The organism is Xanthomonas sp. 10-10 (assembly GCF_040182365.1).
Lineage (GTDB): Bacteria > Pseudomonadota > Gammaproteobacteria > Xanthomonadales > Xanthomonadaceae > Xanthomonas > Xanthomonas arboricola_F.
On sequence record NZ_CP144460.1, the window covers coordinates 4,996,604 to 5,017,155 of the forward strand.

The window sequence follows — 20,552 nt, forward strand, 5'->3', positions numbered from 1 at the left end:
GATAGTGCGAACGCGCCTGCTCCGGCCCGTGACCACCGCAGCAATCGCATTCTCCAAGGCATCCGGGAAGAGTCGCGACGGTAGCGCCCGTCAACAGCCGAGACGCCATCGTACTTTTCGACAGATCGCGCATTGCACGCTGCATCCACACGCATCGTCGCAACGTATGCCCATGCACTGAGTCTCTTGAAAGAGGTTGCCATGCGCCAGGCGTCGATGCTGTTGTTACTCACACTTGCGGTCTACGGCAGTGCACGCGGCAGCGAAGCGCGCTCCGCACTGCCTCGCGCAGACAGCGTGGATGTGCCGCGTTTCATGGGCGACTGGTATGTCATCGCGCATATTCCGACCCGCCCGGAACGCAAGGCCTACGACGCGGTGGAACGTTATGCGTTGCGGCCCGATGGCCGTATCCAGACCACTTTTACCTTCCGCAAAGGCAGCTTCCAGGCGCCGCTCAAGTCCATGCACCCGATCGGCCAGGTCGCAGAGAATGGCAACGGCGCGCTGTGGAGCATGCAATTCATCTGGCCGTTCAAAGCCGAATATGTCATCGCCTGGCGAGATGCGGAGTACACGCAGACCATCGTGGCGCGCAGCAAGCGCGATTACGTCTGGTATATGGCACGGACCCCGCAGGTCTCCGATGCGGACTATCAGCAGGCCGTCGCCCGCATTGCAGCGATGGGCTACGACGTGTCACAGCTGCGACGCGTCCCGCAATCGACGCGCTGATGCAGCCCGACATGTTGGAGAGCCTGCACGTCGTGCGCCGCAACGAACCTGCCGGGCACCTCAGGCGTCGTTGCTGTCCACGGAAAACTCCCATCCATCGTTCAGACCGCCCAAGGGCTTGGCCTCCGTCGCCAGCTCTTCCTCGAACGCGCAGATCGCCTGGTACGTCGGCACCATGGTCGGATACACCGTCACATCCATCGGAAACGCCGTGTTGTCCGGGTAATGGCAGCAACGCACCTTCTGCTCGAAGCGCAGCAGCGTCACCGAGAACTCCAGTGCCGACTCCTTGCTTGGGAACACTACCGAAAACGCAATCTCGCGTGGCCTGGAAAGATCCACGCCCTGTTGCGCAATGTGCCAGAGGGTATCGCCGTTATCGTCTTTGGGATACAGGTCCGGATTTCGCTGCATGGTTGATTCGCTCTGTAACGCCTGTTGGCAGATGAAGAAGCTTAACGCCTTGGCCGTGGGCTATCTCTGTGTCTTCTGACGGGCCGTCCCCGTCAGGTCGTGCGATCAAGCATGCCCTGAGAGTTGAGCGGGAGGCAGTCTTTGTCTGGTAGTGCCTGCAGCTGGAACACGCACAGCATCGCTTTCTGAACAGGAGCGATCACCTTCGCTTTGCTGCAACGCGTACACGTCCCAGCCATGCCACCAGGGATCACCAATAACCATCCGAGGCGGCTCATACCTGGCGCCGGTGGTGCCCGAGTGCTCACCGACCCAGGCGATGAGGCGTCCGGGTGCGCTACTGTTTTGGAACCGGGGCATCCAGCTCGTTCTTCAATGCAGCCATGAAATCATCGAGCCGATAGCGCCCGCTCAGATGCTCTCGCACACTCGGGAACTGAGCAGCCACATAGCGCATCAGATACGCCACCTTATCGTCGGACTCGGCATGTAGCACGAGGTTGATCCGCTGAATTTCGGCGCTATTGGGGAAGTCGCGTGCAGCCTGCGCAACCGCAGCGGAGTATCCGGCGTCTGTCTCGGCCAGGCCTTTCAGATAGCTTAGCGCGTATGCCTCGATCTTCAGTGTCTTCCAGCCATACAGGTCGATCGGCCTGAGTTGCTCACTTCGCCCGGTCGCGCTGTAGAGGAACGCCAATAGATCCAGCGTCGAACGATTGCCAGGCATCCGCTTGTATCGCTGCTCCAGCTCCGCGCCGTAGCGATGGAAGATCTCGTCCGCCGTCGCGATCTTTCTTTTCTGCAGCTGACTGATCAACGTATAGCTCGCTACCGCATCTTCAGGCAGGCGGCCACCCTCTCCCCAGTAACCCGCCGACGCGATAAAGCGTTTGAATTGATCGTCATCGAAGTCCACTGCGTCGACACATAGCTCCGCAACTTGCCGAATCTTCCTGTCGTTCCTGGCCAGTGACCTGACAAGTGGGATGTCATGTGCAAGGTACTCAGGCTGCTCCTTCGCATTCCACCAGTCGATTTCCCAGTTCTTGTCGAGTTTGATCAGCGGGCAAACGTCGCCTGCTGCCCCTGCATGGATGGACGTGATCAAGCGCTCTCTTTCCACGTCCGGATCCGTCGTCGAGAAGATGTCATACATCGATTTCTCGATCGCCGTGTGTTTCTGCTTGAAATCGACATGTTTCCAGGCGGCGACCGCTCCGCGTGCGTCCTCAAGCACTAGGCGGCAGTGCGTGATGTAGGCCCACACGCGATCCGGCGCTTGCGACCTTGGCAGCAATTTGGCGGCCTTTTCGTACAGAGGCAACGCGACGTCACAGCGCCCTGCGCGGTGTTCGCGCATGCCGCGCTCAAACATGACGAATGGATTGCCGGGCAATTTCTCGTCGGCGAGCTTCATGTAGGCGTCGCTGGCAGCGACATCAGCCCGATAGAGGATATTGGACAGAACAAAGGCGTCGTACGCGCTTTTGCGCGTCTCCGGCACCAGCGCCTTCAACCTTGCATTGACCTCGCTCTTTTTTCCTTCATCGATAAGGCGCTCTGACTCGGCAGAGTTGGCCAGACGCTCGTATACAGACGACACCTGTCCGACTTCGGACATGAAGGACGAGCTCGCTGCCTGCGCCGCCGGCAGCCAAGTCGCCATGACCAAGACGACGACCGCCACGCACCATAGTTTCACGGAGTACCCTCCGTGAATGCTTGACGCGCTATACATGCTGCACCTCGACGACGACTGCGGTGCCATAGCAAAGGACTTCGGTCAGGCCGGCCATCAACTCGGTCGCATCGTAGCGAACCGCAATGATGGCGTTGGCGCCAAGTTGCCTGGCATGCTGCACCATGTCGCGATAGGTCTCCGAACGCGCCTGTTCGCAGAGTTCGGTGTAGATGGTGATGTTGCCGCCGAACAAGCTCTGCAGACTGCCGAAGAAGTTGCCCACGATCGAGCGAGATCTCACCGTGATGCCACGCACCAACCCCAGGTTGCGGATGATCCGATGGCCGGGAAGTTCCAGCGCCGTTGTCACCATCGAGTCGTTCAAGGACGTCATCGACGAATGGATTGGCGAAGAGTTGTATGGATTTGTCATTTGAGCGCCTGATTTACGATCGAAGGTGAGGGCTTGGGAAAGCCAGAAACGACGCTTGCAAGCCCATATCGGCCAATCGCCCAAGCGCAAGTGACCACGGTTACTGGCAACAGCCACCTAGACGTTGCAGCGAATGCCCAGGCGGCACCATTGACGTCTTCCGGCTCTCCGAGCCAGCGACTGTGCGACAACTGGGTAAATGGCCATGACCGTCCAACCGATGCCAGTGGCCAAGAGCGCGACCGCAGCAGTTGCTGGGCTTTCCATGAAACGACCTACCACGGCGGACGGCATGCCGGGAAACACCAGGCTCCTTACCCGGCACACGCTGATTACAAGGTCATCCATGGAGTTAGCCCACCTGAATCCGACACGCTGCATTACTACCAACGCCATCCGTACCGTTTCTTTCGCTCTTCGTGGACAGGTTTATCGTCGAGAAAATCGTACTGACGATATCCTCTTCCATAAATTCCCCAATGGACAAAAAGATATCCGATAGGCAACAACAACCCCAGCCAAAATAGCGATGAAACCGGGACAGACCTGGACGCGACTTGATAGACCACATAACCGCTGCCGCCCCAGAAGGCCAGCGCCATCCCGAAACAGAGCACACGCCTTATTAAAAGCCAGAGCCCTGCAAAAAATCGTTCCAGCCTGTCCGGCTTTTTGTGGCGTCTGGACTCGAAGTAGAAATGCACCCAAAGAAGTGCGATTACGAAGGCGATGGGGATAAAAGATTCCATAGCGCTAACTGATTCCTACAAGGTCAGACCAATAGCACAGCAACGTAGATGTATGAACGACAAGACTGGTCGTCGCGCTCGGAGGACCCACAGGGGTCTGTATCGTCGACAGTATTGGTCACTCTAAAGTGATTGACGCTACGCGAGTGACATTTGTCTGTGTGTTCTGAAGTGGTCGCGCTGACCGAGACCACTTCAAGCAAAATCTCAAGGCGCCCAGACCAGATTCAGCACCTGCGGATCGGCGGTGACCTTGACCAGCTTGCCGCTGGGGCCGAACTGCACCTGGTACTCGGAAAAGCTGTCGCGCCAGTAGCGCCACAGCGACGCTTCCAGGTTGGGGTTCTCGCTGCTGATCGGGTAGCCGACTGCCATCAGCACCTGCTCGCGGGTCATGCCGCCGGTGAGCTTGCCATCGTTGATCGCCTGGCGAATCTTGGGCGGGAAGGTGGCCAGCTTGAGCTTGGGGTCGGCGGTCACCACGTAGCGGGCGGCGAAGGCGGTGTTGTCCAGATCGCGGCTGTAGTCGTTGCCGATGGACTGCTTTTCGCCGGCGATCTTGAGGTTGACGCGGTTGCGGCCGAAGCCGGTGACGCTGACCGGGGTGCCCACCGGGAGCACGCGCTTGCCGTCTTCGGCGTAGTTGCTGTCGCTGATCCAGCTGCCGTCGGTGCGCAGGTTGCAGCACAGAAAGCCGTCGTACTTGGCCACATCGGCGGCTGAGGCCAGGTTGACGGAGGTGAGCAGGCTCAGGGCCAGCAGGGAAGAACGCAGACGCATCGTAAGACTCCTGTCTCGACGGCCGGAGCCGCGCGGCAATGATGGGATCGGGTGCGCCGCCGTGTCCCCGTCGGCGCCCGGACATTGTCGCAGCCGGCGGCCACTTGGCAAGCGCAGGTGACGCGTGTCGCCCGGGGTTGTGTATGCTCGGGGCGTGGAAACCCTCTCACCCGCCGAGATCGCCGAGCAGATCGCCGAGTTGCGACGCGCCCATCGCGCGTTGGACGAGGAGATCCAGCGCGTGCCCGCAAACGTGGAGGACGAACTGCAGATGAAGCGCTTGAAGAAGCGCAAGTTGCATCTCAAGGACTGCATCACGCGGCTGGAGATGGAGCTGGTGCCTGACGAGCCGGCGTGAGGCCATGCCTGCAGTTGGGTTCGCCTGTCGACACCCGCGCGCTGATCGCTGCGTCTGCCCGCTCTTGAGGCCAATTCCCCTGTGTAGGAGCGCACCTGGGCGCGATGAGGCGCTACCCCAGAAGGCCCGTCGCGCTCAGGCGCGCTCCTACGGTGCCTGTAGCAGATCGGCTGACGGGGTGCGAATGCGCGACATGTGATTCGCGATGGGGGACGCGGCGTGTCATGGCTGGTGAGCAAGCTTGGCCTTGACGTGGCGTTGCGCGCACGTAACCGCCTGACCGCCAGTCCGCCAGTCCGCAGACGTTGACCAACTGTCGCTGCGTTGCCCGCATGCGCCCTTCGGGCACCTCCCCCCCCGCAAGCGGGAGAAGCAAGCGCCAAGGCGAGACAATCAGATTCCTGCGTGCAGCGCTCAGCCTGCGCGCAGCAGTATCTTGCCGCGGCGCCCGGGTTCGTCGCTCGCGGCAGCAGCCTTGGCGGCGTCTTCCAGGTCGAACACCGCCTCCACCGGCAAGGCCAGGCTGCCATCGACGGCGGCCTTGAGCAGTTCGCCGATCATGCGGCGCTTGTCTTCTGGCTTGGTGGCGGCCATGACCTTGCTGCCCCAGAAGCCGCGCACGCTGGCCTGCTTGAAGATCACATCGCCGCTGGAAATCTGCAGCGGCTCGCCGGTCATCGAGCCGAACGAAATCAGCTCGCCGCCTTCGGCCAGCAGCCCCATCAGGTCGCCGGCCGCGCTGCCGGCGACCGAATCGATCGCGCGCACGATGGGTGCGTCGCCGGCCAGCGCGCGCGCGGTGTCCTGCCAGCCGTCCTGCGCGGTGGAGACTGCGTTGCCAATACCCAGCGCCTGCAACTCTTCCACGCCGGCATCGCGGCGCACCAGGTTGATCACGTTGATGCCGCGTGCGGCGGCGAGCATGGCCACGGTCTTGCCGACCGCGCCGTTGGCGGTGTTCTGCACGATCCAGTCGCCCTTTTCCACGCGCAGGAATTCGATCAGCATCAGCGCGCTCAGCGGCATGGCGATCAGCTGGCAACCACGATCGTCATCCAGCGCGTCGGGCAGCGGCACCACGCCGGCGGCATCAGCCAGGAAGTACTCCGCCCAGCTTTCGTGCACGCCGGCGGCGACGACGCGTTGGCCTGTCTGCAGGCCTTCAACGCCTTCGCCGAGTGCGTCGATCACGCCAGCCGCTTCGCTGCCGCCGATCGCCGGTAGCTCGGGCTTGTAGCCGTAATTGCCGCGCACCGTCCACAGGTCGTGGTTGTGGATGGGCGAGCGGCGCATCGCGATGCGCACCTGTCCCTTGCCGGGTTGCGGCACGGGCCGTTGGCCGAGTTCGAGCACCTTGGCGGGATCGCCGAATTGGGTGTGGATGGCTGCGCGCATGAGAAATCTCCTGCCGGGCGCGCCTGTCGTACAACGCCCCCGATCGTGATGAAAGGTGACGCGATGCTATCGGCAGGGCTGCAAGAGGCGGATGAAACGGACGGAACTGTTGTGTGAAGTCGTTGGGGTTAACGGACGACGCCAGGGGTGAGTTGGTTTTGTGCAACGCTCGGTGACTGCTTGCTGGCCGGCCCTCATCCGCCCTTCGGGCACCTTCTCCCGGAGGGAGAAGGGAAACATCGTCGTCGGCATGGGGAGCGCCGCTTTGCCTTGCTGCTCCCCACCATTGCGTCGCCACTTTATTCAGCCGGTGGCAGCATCACATTGCTTGCTGGCCGGCCCTCATCCGCCCTTCGGGCACCTTCTCCCGGAGGGAGAAGGAAACGTCGTCGTCGGCGTGGGGAGCGCCGCTTTGCCTTGCTGCTCCCCACCATTGCATCGCAACTTTATTCAGCCGTGGCAGCATCACATTGCTTGCTGGCCGGCCCTCATCCGCCCTTCGGGCGCCTTCTCCCGGAGGGAGAAGGGAGCGGCGTCCGCATAGGGCACCGCTCCTGCCCTGCTACGGCTCCGCTATCGCACCGCCGCCTTACTCGGCCGGTGGCAGCACAACACCCGGCTTGACCGCTTCGGGGCTGACCCGCTCGATGGTGTGGCGCAGTTCGCGGCCGAGGATGAACTTGGCGTCCTTGGCCCAGGCGTCCAGGCGCTCGTCGAACAGCAGCTTGCTGTTCTCGTCCGGCCACACCAGGCGCAGCTCGCGCAGTTTCTGGATGAAGCTGCGGAACAGGGTCTTGTCGAAGAACTCGGGGGCGGCCGGGGCGTACAACAGGCTCAGGCGTTGCGCCGCCTGCTGGCACAGGCTTTCCAGTTCGCCGGCACCGAGCACGCCGGGGCCGTTCTTCACCAGCACCGAGATGGCGATGTAATAGCGCTCGAATGCCTGCTGCAGCGAGTGGCCGATGGCGCGCAGACGGAACACCTCATCGGTCTGCCCGGTATTGCGGGTCAGGATGCCGCCGTCGTCGTCGGTGACATTGAGCAGCAGGCCTTCGCGCACGAACATATCGATGGTCTGTTCGATGCGCTCGGCAAAACGGTCTTCGCTCCATGGCAGGAACAGCTCGGCCTGCAGGAACGGATACACCGTGCGCCCCAGCCGGATCAGACCGGCGCGGCTCATGCGGCGGTTGTTCTGGAAACAGCACGCCACCCACGAGGAGGCGGTGAACAAGTGCAGCACGTTGTTGCGGAAGTAGCTCAGCAACACCGCGGTGTCGCCGCTGACGCTCAGCACATCGCCCAGCGGGTGCGACACGCGCGTGAGCACGTTGATCTCTTCGGCGTGGGTGATGATGCGTGCCGGGGTATGCGGAGTCACCGTGACGCGGTCCGAGTACGGCATTTCCGCCAGCAGCTTCTTGCACAACTCGATCTGCGCGATCAGATCGGCCTCGCCCATCGCGTGCTTGGGCGTGGACAGCAGCGCCAGCGCCAGCAGGTTGATCGGATTGACGTCGGCAGCGCAGTTGATGCGGGTCTGGATCTGTGTGGACAAGGTATCCACCGCCGGTGCCAGCCAGCTGGGCTTGGCGTCTTCCGGCAGCGGCTCGCCATCCCAATCCGGGGCGTGCTTGGCCAGCACATCGTTGAGCGCGATCGGCTCGCCGAAGTTCACCACCACCTGGCCGTAGTTCTGCTTGAGCACCTTGGGGATCGACCACAGCAGGCCCCAGATGGATTCCTTCTCCTTCGGCCGGCCGGTGAGCTCGTCCAGGTAGCTGTTGCCTTCCATCAGCTTCTCGTAGCCGATGTAGACCGGCTGGAACAGCACCGGCTTGCGCGGCTGGCGCAGGTAGGCACGCAGCGTCATCGCGATCATGCCGCCCTTGGGCTGCAGCAGGCGCCCGGTGCGCGAGCGCCCGCCTTCGACGAAGTATTCGATCGAATAGCCGCCGGCCACCAGCTGGGCGACGTATTCGCTCAGCACCGCCGAATACAGCGCATTGCCCTTGATCGAGCGGCGGATGAAGAACGCGCCGCCCTTGCGCAGCAGCGTGCCAACCACCGGCAGATTGAGGTTGATACCGGCCACGATGTGCGGCGGCACGATGCCGCGTTCGTACAGCAGGTAGCTCAGCAGCAGGTAATCCATGTGGCTGCGGTGGCTGGGCACGTACACCACTTCGTGCCCGGGTGCGGCCTGCTTGAGCTTGTCCAGGTGATGCACCAGCACGCCGGCGTAGATGCGGTTCCAGACGTGGGTGAGCAGGAAGCTGGCCGAGCGCACCACCGGGCTGGAATAGTCGGCGGCGATTTCCCACGCATAGGCATGCGCCTTGCGCCAGGCATCGACCGGCTTGGAGTTGTCGCGCTTGGCCTGGGTGGCGATGGCTTCGCGTACCGAATCGGCAGCCAGCACCTGGTCCACCAGCAGGCGGCGGGTGGACAGGTCCGGCCCGATCACCGCCTCGCGGATACGGCGGAAATGCGTGCGCAGCACGCGCTGCAATTTGCGCAGGGTGCGCTCGGGCGGCAGGCCTTCGGCCATGGTCTGGCGCAGCGAGATCGGCGGCGCGAAACGCACGATGGTGGTGCGGCCGTTGAGCAGCACCGCCAGCAGGCGACGGAAGCGGCCGACCAGCGCCCAGTTTTCCGAGAACAGCACCGCGAACCAGCCGCTCTGCTTGTCCGGCGCGCGGCCGACGAAGATCGACACCGGCACCAGGTGCACGTCCAGGTCGGCGCGCACGCGGTGCGCCTGCAGCAACTTGGCCAGCGAATCCGAATGGGTCTTGCCGCCGCGCTGCTCGGGGATCAGCGAATTGCTGCTGCTGCGCCGCGACAGCGCCAGGTAGGCGCGTTTGCGCTGCAGCGGGTCGCCCGGCAGTGGCACCAGCGGCGAGGGCAGCCCCGCTTCACGGCAGGCCTTGTCCAGGATCAGCGCGCTGGACAGGCCGTAGTCCTCCAGCACATAGACCACCGGCGTGCCGTCGTCGTAGCGGCTCGGTTGGTCCGGTTCGATGGTCAGGCTCAGCCAGGGGTCGGCCAGCCGGCCGAGCAGGCGCGCCCACCACGGGCGCTTGGCGTTGCGGGCGGCAGCGACGGCAGGCGCGATCGACGGCGCAACCTCCGGCGGAACCGGTGTGGCGGTCGGCAAGGCGGCGGCCGTGGCGCCGAGATCGGCGGCGGCAGCGCTGGGCGGGGCGGGCTGGCCGTCCGGGAACGGCAGGGGATTCTGTTCTGGCATCGCGGTCATTATCGCCCAGCCGGGCGCTGCCCGGCGTCCGTGGCCGGTGCAGGCGGTGCCAGTGCCGTATCAGGAGCTGCCGCTGCACCGGGTAGGGGCGGGGCCGGCATGGCGTCGAGCAGCGCCTGTATCTCGTTCTGGGTCTGCTGCTGGTACCAGTGCCCATCGCGCTTGATCAGCGCCACGGTCAGGTCGATGGCGTGTGCGGCCAGCGGATAGCGCAGCCGCACCTGGGCGCTATCGCCGTCCTGCTTGATCAACCCGGTGCGCAGCGCGTCCAGGCTGGTGTCGATCGACAGGTCGTAGCGCTCCAGTACCTTTTTGCACGCCGCCCAGAACGGCCCGAGCCGGCGCAGGCTGTCTTCCATGCCCAGCCGTTGCAGGTCGGCGTCGGAGGTGATGCCGGTGGTGCGGGCCGCAGCCACCAGGTCGGCGATGCTGGCCTTGGCGCGCGCGCGATCGGCCAACGGCGCGGTGGCCGCCCAGGCGCTCAGCGCGTCGACCAACTGCACGTAATGGGCGCGCTGCTCGGGCTGGTAATCGTTGCGGCTGCGCAGGTACTGCACGCCGAACTGACCCAGCGACTGCGCCGCCTGGGCGATGCCGCGCGATTGCCCGGCCAGCTGCGCGTCGAATGCCTGCTGCAGACGACGCTCGGCATCGGGCGCCGACAACGACCCCAGCAGCGCACCGACCTCGTTGGGCAGCGGCAGCTCGGTCAGCGGCCAGCGGCTGGCACCGCTGCGCCAGGCCGCTTCCAACTGGGTGTATTGCGCCGGCGTCACCCGGATCCGCGCATAGGCGACCAGGTCGTTGCGCCGCAGCGGCAGGGTCATCGACTGCATCGCGGCGGCCGGTTCGGCGTCGGCACCGGGCAAGGGAGCGGCAGCGTCGTTGCGCTGGCAGCCGCCGACGCACAGCGCAGCAAGCAACACCCATGCGATGGACTGACACCGGCCTGCGCGGACGGTAAATGGCGACATGCGCACGATGTTCCCCTGATCGATCGGCGCATCTTGCTGTCTGAATGCACCGGCGGCAAGGCGTGGCGCCACCGTGCGTCACGGTATGGTGCAAAGATGTTACTTTTTCGTAGTTCCCGTGCGATGTCAGCCGGTGTCCGACATTGGCTGCTGTTGTCTTATTCGGACAACTTTGTCCACCAATCAGGTCGCAACCCTTGTCCCAGCTCTGTTTGACGCAATGGTGCGGCGCATCATGTAAGCGCTTGCAGTTCCTGCTAGCGTGCGCGCCATCTCGCTTCGAGGTCGCCATCGGATGGGGCCGATGACATTCATGAGCCTGTGCGACACGAACGTTCTGCGCCAGCAGACCGTGCGCCCTGTACTGGCGCGCGGTCGCCACCGCCTTGCCTTGGAGAAAGCGCCATGAGTCGGCCACGTTCGGAAGGCGGCAGCGTCACCATCAAGGATGTCGCGCGCGAGGCGCAGGTCTCGGTGGCCACGGTGTCGCGCACCATGAACGGGCATCAGCACGTGGCCGAATCGGTGCGCGAACGCGTGCTGCAGGTGGCACGGGCGCTGAACTACATCCCCCATCACGCTGCGCGCAGCCTGAGCAGCCGTCGCACCCACACCATCGGCGTGGTGTTGCCGGACCTGCATGGCGAGTTCTTTTCCGAATTGATCCGCGGCATCGACCAGGTGGCGCGCGACCAGGGTTACCACTTGCTGGTGTCCAGTTCGCACGGCGACCCGCAGGCGCAGCGCCGCGCACTCGAACGCCTGCCCGGGCGCGTGGATGGCGTGGTGGTGATGTCGCCGTCGCTGGGCGATTCGGGCGTGCATGAGGACGCATTGCCCGGCGGCCTGCCGGCGGTGCTGCTCAACTGCGCCGGTAGCGCCAGCCAACGCCCGGTGCTCAATGTCGACAACTACGGCGGCGCGCGGGTGATGACGCGCCATCTGCGCGACAGCGGCCACCGCCGCATCGCCTTCATCGCCGGCCCGGACGACAACTTCGACGCGCACGAGCGCCTGCGCGGCTATCGCGACGAGCTGGCGCTGGATGCCGACGCGCAGCCGTGGGTGCTGCCTGGCAACTTCGACGAGGAATCCGGCTACCGTGCTGGCCAGGTGCTGGCGCAGGATGCGCGCCCGGACGCGGTGTTCGCCGCCAACGACATGATGGCGCTGGGCTGCCTGTTCGCGCTCGGCCATGCCGGGCTGAAGGTGCCGCACGACATCGCGCTGGCCGGCTTCGACGATGTGCCGATGGCGCGTTACGTGCTGCCAGCGCTGACCACCATGCGCGTGGACATCGCCGGGCTGGGCGCGCGTGCGCTGCGCCTGCTGCTGGGCCAGCAGCTGGTGGACGCACCCGCGCCACCCGCCGATGCCGCACCGCCAGCGTTTTCGGAAATGGTGCCCGAGCTGATCGTGCGCGCGTCCAGTGCCCCGCGTGGCGCGGCTGGAGGCTAGACCCATGCGCCAAGTCGCATCTTCACGAATTCTTTACAGTTTCTTATGTTTTTTATAACGCCTGTCGTTTGCCTGTTGCCGTCCTGCAGTCCTTGAAACAACGCACTACCCGCGCCACGCCGACCACTTTGCCGGTACGCGCCTGACCCCTGGGAGGGGGAAAGTCATGAAGACCTACCGCACCGTGTCCACCCTGCCGGCACGCAGCCTGTTGTGCTGCGCCCTCGCCGCTTCGTTGTTGTCCGCCGCTCCGGCGATGGCCCAGTCCAGCAATGCCACCTTGCGCGGACAGGTCGCCACATCCCAGGCAGGCACCACCGTGACCGCGACCAACGTCGCCAGCGGCGCAGTGCGACGGGTGACCACCGGTGCGGACGGTACCTATGCGCTGGTGGGCCTGCCGCCGGGCACCTACAAGGTGGAAGCCGGCCCGGGCACCGAGAAGACCGTGACCCTGTCGGTGGCCTCGTCGGTCAGCCTGGATCTGGGCGGCGGCGGCGGCGAAGCGACGGCTCCGGCCGGCGACGCCACCACGCTGGATGCGGTGCAGGTCACCGCCACCACGCTGCAGGAGGTCAAGACCTCCGAGGTGGGCACCAATATCTCGTTGAAGCAGATCAACACGGTGCCGCAGCTGACGCGCAACTTCCTGGAGTTTGCCGACACCGTGCCGGGCATGCAGTTCGAGACCGATGCCAATGGCAATAGCCGCATCCGTGGCGGCGCGCAGGCCAGCTCGGCAGTCAACGTCTATATCGACGGCGTGGGCCAGAAGAGCTACCTGTTCGGCGGCGTGTCCGGCCAGCAGCAGAGCGCGGGCAACCCGTTCCCGCAGCTGGCGATCGGCGAGTACAAGGTCATCACCTCCAACTACAAGGCCGAGTTCGACCAGGTCGGGTCGGCGGCGATCGTGGCGTCCACCAAGTCCGGCGGTAACGAGTTCCACGGCGAGATCTTCGGGCGCACCACCAATACCGATTTCCGTGCGCGCCAGGCCGACGAGCGCGCCGGTGCGCCCAACGCCGATGGCAACAAGCGCCAGACCCACCAGGACGAGTACGGCATGGCCTTCAGCGGGCCGATCGTCAAGGACAAGGCGCACTTCTTCCTCAGCTACGAAGGCAAGGGCTTCGAGGTGTCGGCCAATCCGGTGTCGGTGCCCGATAACTTCAGCAGCCTGCGCGACGATTTGCCGGCTGGCGTGCAAAGCCGCCTGGGCTCGGTCACCCGTCCCTTCAACGAAGACCTGTACTTCGGCAAGATCGATTGGGACATCGGCGACAACGACCGCCTGGAGCTCACCGCCAAGTACCGCGACGAAGAAAGCCGCGACAGCGTGGGCGATCGCAATACCGCCATCGCCGCCAAGATCAACCTCAATACCGAAGAGCGCTACGACCTGCGCTGGCAGCATTTCGGCGAGAACTACGTCAACGAAGCGCGCGTGTCGTACGAAGACGTGCTGTTCAACCCCACCGCCTACACCATCGGCAGCCAGACCGTGTACACGCGCGGCATTGCCGAAGACGATGTGCTGATCAACGACGACGCCACCAGCGGCCTGGCGATCCAGCGCAAGGGGCAGAAAGGCCCGAGCTTCCAGAACGATCTGACCTTCAACAACATCGAGTGGCACGGCAGCCACGTCATCAAGATGGGCGTGAAGTACAAGGAAGTGGAGCTGACCCAGAGCGAGAATTCGGCGGCCAACCCGTCGTTCTACTACGCGGTGGGCGATGGCGCAGGCACCGCGCCCATCCCCTACCAGGTGCGCTTCAATCTGCCGTTTGCCGGCGCCGCGCCGTCGGTCACCACCACCAGCAAGCAGCTTGGCCTGTACATCCAGGACGATTGGGACGTCAACGACAAGCTGCAGTTGAACATCGGCGTACGCTGGGATGGCGAGAAGATTCCGTCCTACCTGGACAACGTGACCCCGCCGGAAGTGGTCGCCGCATTGAACGGCCCCGGCACCGACCCGGCGGTCAGCGCCACCTATGCCGAGCAACTGGCCAAGGGTGGAGTGAACGTCAACGACTACATCAGCAACGGCCGTAATCGCAAACAGGACAACAACAACTTCGCGCCGCGCCTGGGCTTTTCCTACGACTTCCGTGGCGACGAATCGCTGGTGCTGTTCGGTGGCGCCGGGCGCAGCTACGACCGCAACCTGTTCGACATCATGGGCCTGGAGCAGGTCAAGTCTGCGCTGTCGCAGTACACCATCCGCTTTGTCGAATCCTCCGGTTGCACCCCGGCGGCCGGCACCTGCACCAACTTCAACCCGTCCTTTGTCAGCAATCCGGACAGCCTGGGCGGCCTGGTCGATGCACGTGTGCGCAACGGCGAGATCGACCTGCTCAACAACGATCTGAAGACGCCGTATTCGGACCAGTATTCGCTTGGCCTGCGTACCCGTGTGGGCGAGTGGAGCAATTCGGCCACGGTGTCCTACATCCACAGCAAGGATGGTTTGATCCTCACGCTGGGTAATCGCTATCCCAACGGCGATTTCTTCCAGGCCGGTGCGCAGCCGTGGACCCAGTCACCGGCGGGCTTCGGCAACCTGATCATCGGCAACAACGGTGTCGAAACCAAGACCGCGCAGTTGCTGTTGTCCACCGACAAGGCCTACACCAAGGAAAGCGGCTGGGGCCTGACCGCGGCGTACACGTTCTCGCGCGCACGCGGCAATCGCGGCAACGACGATCAGTACGGCTTCGATGCCGCGACCATCGCCAATTACCCGTTCCTGGATCTGAACTCGGTGCCGCGCCACCGGCTGGTGCTGACCGGGATCTACGACCTGTTCTGGGGCATCAGCGCCTCGGCCAAGCTGACCCTGGCCACGGTGGCGCCGCGCAACGAGGCGGTGTCCTACGATCTCTATGGCGGCCCGCCATCGGACAACATCCGCATCGTCTCGGTGGATGCGCCGGGCGGCAAGTTCATCGCCGGTGGCGACATCTTCGGCACGCGCCAGCTGGATCTGTCCTTGTCCAAGGACATGCATGTCACCGACGCACTCACCGTGCAGGTGCGCGGCGATCTGATCAATGCGCTGAACTTCCGCAACTACGATCAGTACTCCATCGACTGGGGCGATGCCGGCGTGTACAACCCGCGCGTGAGCATCAACCAGTACGGCGCGATCTCCACCCCGCCGCGCACCCTGTTTTTGAGCGCCCGCATCATCTGGTAAGCCGGCCCTGCGGTCTGCAACGACTGTTGCAGACCGCAGGTTTCGCACACTTCCTTCTTCCCCCGCACGAAGATCGCGCCGCGCTGGACTGGTAACGCTTACTGGTCCGTTGCGGTGCATGCCGTGCAGCGCGAGCAATGACGCGCTGCGCGTGCTGCAACGCTTTCTGGTTTGTGGTTCTTGTTTGCAGTTGCTGTCGTTTGTTGCGTTGCCTGCTGTCCCCGTATCACTCACATCAAAGTACCAACCTCGACGCGCCAGTCACTCCACTGGTTCGCGCTTTACCCCTGGGAGGGGGAAAGTCATGAAGACCCACCGTACCGTCTCCACCCTACCGGCGCGCAGCCTGTTGTGCTGCGCCCTGGCCGCCTCGTTGTTCGCCACCACTCCGGCCATGGCCCAGTCCAGCAACGCCACGTTGCGCGGCCAGGTCGCCTCCGCACAGAGCGGCAGCGAAGTCGTCGTCACCAACCTCGCCACCGGCTCGGTGCGTCGCGCGCCGGTCAATGCGAACGGCAACTACACCATCGTCGGTCTGCAGCCGGGCACCTACAAGGTCGAGTCCAACGGCGTCAGCCGCACGGTCACCTTGTCGGTGGCCTCCAGCGCCACCGTCGATCTCGGCACCGAGACGGCAACCGCCCCGGCTGGCGATGCGACCACGCTGGACACGGTGACGGTCAGCGCGCCGATGATTCGCGACGTCAAGACGTCGGAGGTGGGCAACACCATTTCCGCGCGGCAGATCCAGCAGTTGCCGCAGGCCACGCGTAACTTCCTGGAGTTTGCAGACACCGTGCCTGGCATGGTGTTTCAGGTGGACGGCAACGGCAACACCAAGCTGCGCGGCGGTGCATCCAACGCCAGCGCCGGCAATCTGTACATCGATGGCGTGGGCCAGAAGAGCTACGTGCGCAGCGGCGGGGTCGCCGGCCAGAGCGACACGCAAGGCAATCCGTTCCCGCAACTCGCCATCGGCGAGTACAAGGTGATCACCTCCAACTACAAGGCCGAGTACGGCCAGATCAGTGGCGCGGCGATCACGGCGGCCACCAAGTCCGGCACCAACGAGTTCCACGGCGAAGCGTTCTACCGTTATACCGATCAGGACCTGCGCGACAAGCGGCCGGACGAGGAAGAAAACGGCAAGATCGATTCACAGACCAAGGAATATGGCTTTGCCTTGGGGGGGCCGATCATCCAGGACCGCATGCATTTCTTCGTTGCCTACGAGGGCAAGGAGAACGTCGCGCCCAAGAGCGTGCAACCCAGCGCAGAGGCCGCCGCGTTCGTCAACCAACTGCCTGCGGATCTGGCCAGCCAGTACGGCCCGGCCAACATGCCGTTCGAGGAAGACCTGTTCTTCGGCAAGATCGATTTCGAACCCACCGATCGCGATCGTATCGAGCTGAGCACGATCTACCGCGACGAAACGCAAACCGCCAACGTCGGCGGCACCAATACGCTGGCGCAGGCCACCGACAAGATCAACAAGGACAAGCGCACCAACCTGCGCTGGCAGCACAGTGCCGACAACTGGTTCAACGAGGTCATCGTCGGTACCGAGAATTCGGAGAACAACCCGACTCCGCGCACGCTGGGCAACGGCATCATCTACACCTATTTCCAGCCACGTGCCGGCTCCACAGATATCGATGAGCGCACATTTTTGACCACCGGCTCGGCCGGTGGCGCGAATGCGCAGCGCAAGAGCCAGAAGGGCTGGTTCCTGCAGAACGACCTGACCTTCACCAGCTTCCAGTGGCATGGCGAACACACCATCAAGATGGGTGTGAACTACAAGGACATCGAACTCACCTCGCAGGATTCGGCGGCGTTGAATCCGCAGTTCAGCTACCGCGTCAACGGCGGCAGCGTGGAATCCACGCCATATCGCGTGGACTTCATTGCGCCCTACACCACGCCCGGCCAGCGCGCCACGGTGGTCTCGCCGTCCAAGCAGTACGGCATCTACCTGCAGGACGACTGGGCCGCCACCGACAAGCTGATGATCAACATCGGCGTGCGCTGGGATTACGAAGACACACCGGCCTACACCGACTTCGTGACCTCGCAAGCCTTCGTCGACGCGCTGTACGCCAACGACGCGGAAAACCCCGGCCAACCGTGGGCCAACCGCCTGCTGCCGAGCGGCATCAACGTGGCGAACTACATCAGCACCGGCAACAACCGCAAGAACTTCAAGGATGCCTGGGCGCCGCGCTTCGGCTTCTCGTATGACATCTTCGGCGACGAAGCTGCCATCGTGCATGGCGGTGCGGCGCGTTCGTACGACCGCAACCTGTTCGAGCAGCTGGCTCTGGAAACCAGCAAGGCGGCGTTGTCGCCAGTGGCGGTGTATTTCGAAAATCCGGCAACCCAACAGTGCTATCGCGCTGACCGTACGTGCGTGGCGTTCGACCCGCGTTATCTCAACGGCATCGATCAGCTCAACACCATTCCCGGTGTGGCCGGCAGCGCCGAGCTTTTCATGTTCAACAACAAGCTCAAGACGCCTTACAGCGATCAGTACAGCATCGGCATCACCAATCAGGTGGGCGACTGGCTGACCGATGTGACCTTCCAACGCATCCTGAGCTACGACGGGTTTGCAATGGGCCTGATCAACCGTTACCCGGATGGTTCCTACTTCCAGAACGGCAACGTGCCGTGGGGCGAGCCGGTGCCGGGCTACCAGAACACCATCCTGGGCAGCAACGGCCTGGAACAGCGCAACAGCCAGGTGCTGCTGTCGGCCGACAAGCCGTACACCAAGGAATCCGGGTGGGGCCTGACCTTGTCCTACACCCATACCAGCGCGCGCCAGAACCGCAACATCGACGAGCCTTACGGCTTCGACAAAGCCACCATCCGCGGCTATCCGTTCGTCAAATCCGACGCCGTGGCCGCACATCGCTTTGTCGCATCCGGTTCGATCGACGGCCCGTGGGGCGTGACCTTCGGTGCCAAGCTGGTGCTGGCAACGCCCGAGCCGATCAACACGATCGCCTGCTTCGGCTTCACCGATCCCGATGGTGCGACCTGCCAGCAGGTCGGCGTTACCCCGCCGGGCAGCGGCAAGTTCCTGGTCGGAGGCGACATCTGGGGCTATCGCACGGTGGACTTCCAGGCCACCAAGGAGTTCACCGTGGTCGGGGACTTCAAGCTCAACGCGCGCGTGAACCTGCTCAACGCGTTCAACTTCAAGAACTACAGCGCGTACGCCTATAACGGCTTCGGCAGCAACGGGCAGTTCGATCCGGACATCGCCATCAACACCAGCGGCGAGATCAACTACGTGCCGCGCAGCGTCGTGCTGGAAATCGGCGCCAAGTTCTAGTTGGCCTCCATCGCCACGCGCGCCGACATGGGCGTTTGGTGGTTCGAACGGGGCCAGCTGGCCCCGTTCGTTTGTCCGTCTTCCCTTGATCAGGAACGTGCAGGCATGATCCCCGCTCCACTTCGCAACATCGTCATCGTCGGCGGCGGTACCGCTGGCTGGATGGCGGCCGCCGCCTTTGCGCGCGTGCTTGGCCCCACCTTCAATGTGCAGCTGATCGAGTCCGAACAGCTGGGCACCGTCGGTGTGGGCGAAGCCACCGTGCCGCACATCAAGGCCTTCAATAATCTGCTCGGCATCGACGAAGCCGAGTTCGTGCGCCAGACCCAGGGCAGCTTCAAGCTCGGTATCGCGTTCGTCGACTGGCAGCGCCCCGGCACCTCCTACATCCATGGCTTCGGCACCCAGATCGGGCACCCGCTCGGGCTGCTGCCGTTCCATCAGTACTGGATCAAGCAACACTTGCGCGGCAAGGCGCAGCAGTTGGGCGCCTATACGCTCAACACCGTAGCCGCGGTGCGCGGCAAGTTCATGACCTCGGCCGGCGATGTGCCGGCCAATTCACCGTTGGCCAACATCGCCTACGCGTATCACTTCGATGCCTCGCTGTACGCGCGCTTCTTGCGCGGCTTTGCCGAAGCGCGCGGCGTGCGCCGCATCGAAGGCATGGTGGACCGTGTGCACCTGCATCCCGAGTCGGGCCATGTGGTGTCGCTGCAGCTGGCGTCCGGCCAGCTCATCGCTGGCGATCTGTTTATCGATTGCTCGGGCTTTCGCGGCCTGTTGATCGAAGACGCGCTGCACACCGGCTACCACGACTTCACCCACTGGCTGCCGTGCGACCGCGCCCTGGCGGTGCCTAGCGAAAACGTCGGCCCGCCCACGCCGTACACGCGCTCCACTGCGTGCGCGGCCGGCTGGCAGTGGCGCATCCCGCTGCAGCACCGCACCGGCAACGGCTATGTGTATTCCAGCGTGCACATCAGCGACGACGAAGCCGCCGCCAGCCTGCTCGCCAACCTGGATGGCAAGCCCTTGGGCGACCCGCGTCCGCTGCGCTTCACCACCGGCCGGCGCAAGCAGTTCTGGAACCGCAACGTGGTTGCGCTGGGGCTCGCCAGCGGCTTTCTGGAGCCACTGGAATCGACCAGCATCCATCTGATCCAGTCCGGCATTTCCAAGTTGCTGGAGCTGTTCCCGCGCGAAGGCATCAGCCCGGTGCTGGTGCAGCGCTACAACGACCGGCTGGCGTTCGAGTTCGACCGCATCCGCGATTTCCTGCTGCTGCACTACCACGCCACCGAACGCGACGACAGCGCGTTCTGGCGGCACTGCCGCACCATGCCGATCACCCCCGAACTGCAGGCAACGCTGGACCTGTTCCGCGACAGCGGGCGCTTCTACCGCAATGCCGAAGAGATGTTCGCCGAGATCAGCTGGGTGCAGGTGATGGTGGGCCAGGGCATCCTGCCGCAGGGTTACCACCCGTTGGTGGATCAGGTACCCGACCGCGATGCCGAAGGCTTTCTGGCCAGCGTGGCGCAGACCATCGGCCACTGCGTGGATGTCATGCCGACCCATCAGCAGTTCATCGATCGCTACTGCAAGGCGGCTGCGCCGCGCTGAGCGACGGCACGTCCGGCGCAATCGCCACATGCACTGATCGGCGGGCAAAAAAAAAGGATCGGGCACAAGGCCCGATCCCTTCGAAAACCGGGACCAGCCCGGTGGACAATGAGTGGCACAGCTTCCGACTGACATCGGACGCGGCATG

At 63.9% G+C, this 20,552-nt stretch carries 14 protein-coding genes; 6 read left to right on the top strand and 8 right to left on the bottom strand.

Annotated elements, in window-relative coordinates:
- Positions 1-201 precede the first annotated feature (201 nt).
- Positions 202-735, top strand: coding sequence for a lipocalin family protein (locus VZ068_RS21075; RefSeq protein ID WP_349656402.1), 534 nt, complete (start codon positions 202-204; stop codon positions 733-735).
- Positions 736-795: 60 nt separating this feature from the next.
- Here VZ068_RS21075 and VZ068_RS21080 read toward each other — a convergent pair whose 3' ends face one another.
- The 5 genes from VZ068_RS21080 to VZ068_RS21100 all read right to left on the bottom strand — a co-directional run bounded on the left by VZ068_RS21080 (position 796) and on the right by VZ068_RS21100 (position 4,792).
- The gene (locus VZ068_RS21080; protein WP_349656403.1) at positions 796-1,149 is read right to left on the bottom strand and encodes a ribonuclease E inhibitor RraB; all 354 of its coding nucleotides are present in this window, start codon (positions 1,147-1,149) and stop codon (positions 796-798) included.
- A 337-nt stretch (positions 1,150-1,486) separates the two neighbouring features.
- On the bottom strand, positions 1,487-2,836 hold the full coding sequence (locus tag VZ068_RS21085; protein WP_349656404.1) for a hypothetical protein: 1,350 nt from the start codon (positions 2,834-2,836) through the stop codon (positions 1,487-1,489).
- A gap of 43 nt (positions 2,837-2,879) precedes the next feature.
- Positions 2,880-3,263 carry a YbjQ family protein gene (locus VZ068_RS21090; RefSeq protein ID WP_259167312.1) on the bottom strand — a complete coding sequence of 128 codons (384 nt, stop codon included), beginning with the start codon at positions 3,261-3,263 and terminating at the stop codon, positions 2,880-2,882.
- A gap of 383 nt (positions 3,264-3,646) precedes the next feature.
- Complete coding sequence (locus VZ068_RS21095) at positions 3,647-4,012, bottom strand: hypothetical protein (RefSeq protein ID WP_349656405.1); 366 nt, start codon at positions 4,010-4,012, stop codon at positions 3,647-3,649.
- Positions 4,013-4,219: 207 nt separating this feature from the next.
- Positions 4,220-4,792: a hypothetical protein gene (locus VZ068_RS21100; RefSeq protein WP_259167314.1), complete on the bottom strand. Its 573-nt coding sequence runs from the start codon at positions 4,790-4,792 to the stop codon at positions 4,220-4,222.
- 154 nt (positions 4,793-4,946) lie between these two features.
- Between VZ068_RS21100 and VZ068_RS21105 the strand changes: the two genes are divergently transcribed.
- Positions 4,947-5,150 carry a YdcH family protein gene (locus tag VZ068_RS21105; protein WP_167393935.1) on the top strand — a complete coding sequence of 68 codons (204 nt, stop codon included), beginning with the start codon at positions 4,947-4,949 and terminating at the stop codon, positions 5,148-5,150.
- Between the two features lie 414 nt (positions 5,151-5,564).
- Here the strand turns inward: VZ068_RS21105 and VZ068_RS21110 are convergent, their stop codons facing one another.
- From VZ068_RS21110 to VZ068_RS21120, 3 genes are all read right to left on the bottom strand, one after another.
- Entirely contained in the window at positions 5,565-6,545 is a 981-nt protein-coding gene (locus VZ068_RS21110) for a zinc-binding dehydrogenase (RefSeq protein ID WP_349656406.1), read from the bottom strand.
- 589 nt (positions 6,546-7,134) lie between these two features.
- Positions 7,135-9,804: a glycerol-3-phosphate 1-O-acyltransferase PlsB gene (gene plsB, locus VZ068_RS21115; RefSeq protein ID WP_259159976.1), complete on the bottom strand. Its 2,670-nt coding sequence runs from the start codon at positions 9,802-9,804 to the stop codon at positions 7,135-7,137.
- Positions 9,804-10,778 (bottom strand): hypothetical protein, encoded by a 975-nt coding sequence (locus VZ068_RS21120; RefSeq protein ID WP_349656407.1) that lies wholly within the window; start codon positions 10,776-10,778, stop codon positions 9,804-9,806. The genes plsB and VZ068_RS21120 overlap by 1 nt, the downstream gene beginning before the upstream one ends.
- Before the next feature lie 405 nt (positions 10,779-11,183).
- Between VZ068_RS21120 and VZ068_RS21125 the strand changes: the two genes are divergently transcribed.
- The 4 genes from VZ068_RS21125 (at position 11,184) to VZ068_RS21140 (ending at position 20,404) form a co-directional block, all read left to right on the top strand.
- A complete protein-coding gene (locus VZ068_RS21125; protein ID WP_349656408.1) occupies positions 11,184-12,236 on the top strand; it encodes a LacI family DNA-binding transcriptional regulator in 1,053 nt (350 codons plus the stop codon).
- A 166-nt stretch (positions 12,237-12,402) separates the two neighbouring features.
- Positions 12,403-15,438: a TonB-dependent receptor gene (locus VZ068_RS21130; protein WP_349656409.1), complete on the top strand. Its 3,036-nt coding sequence runs from the start codon at positions 12,403-12,405 to the stop codon at positions 15,436-15,438.
- A 304-nt stretch (positions 15,439-15,742) separates the two neighbouring features.
- Positions 15,743-18,778: a TonB-dependent receptor gene (locus VZ068_RS21135; RefSeq protein ID WP_349656410.1), complete on the top strand. Its 3,036-nt coding sequence runs from the start codon at positions 15,743-15,745 to the stop codon at positions 18,776-18,778.
- 27 nt (positions 18,779-18,805) lie between these two features.
- A complete protein-coding gene (locus VZ068_RS21140; RefSeq protein WP_349657779.1) occupies positions 18,806-20,404 on the top strand; it encodes a tryptophan halogenase family protein in 1,599 nt (532 codons plus the stop codon).
- Positions 20,405-20,552 lie beyond the last annotated feature (148 nt).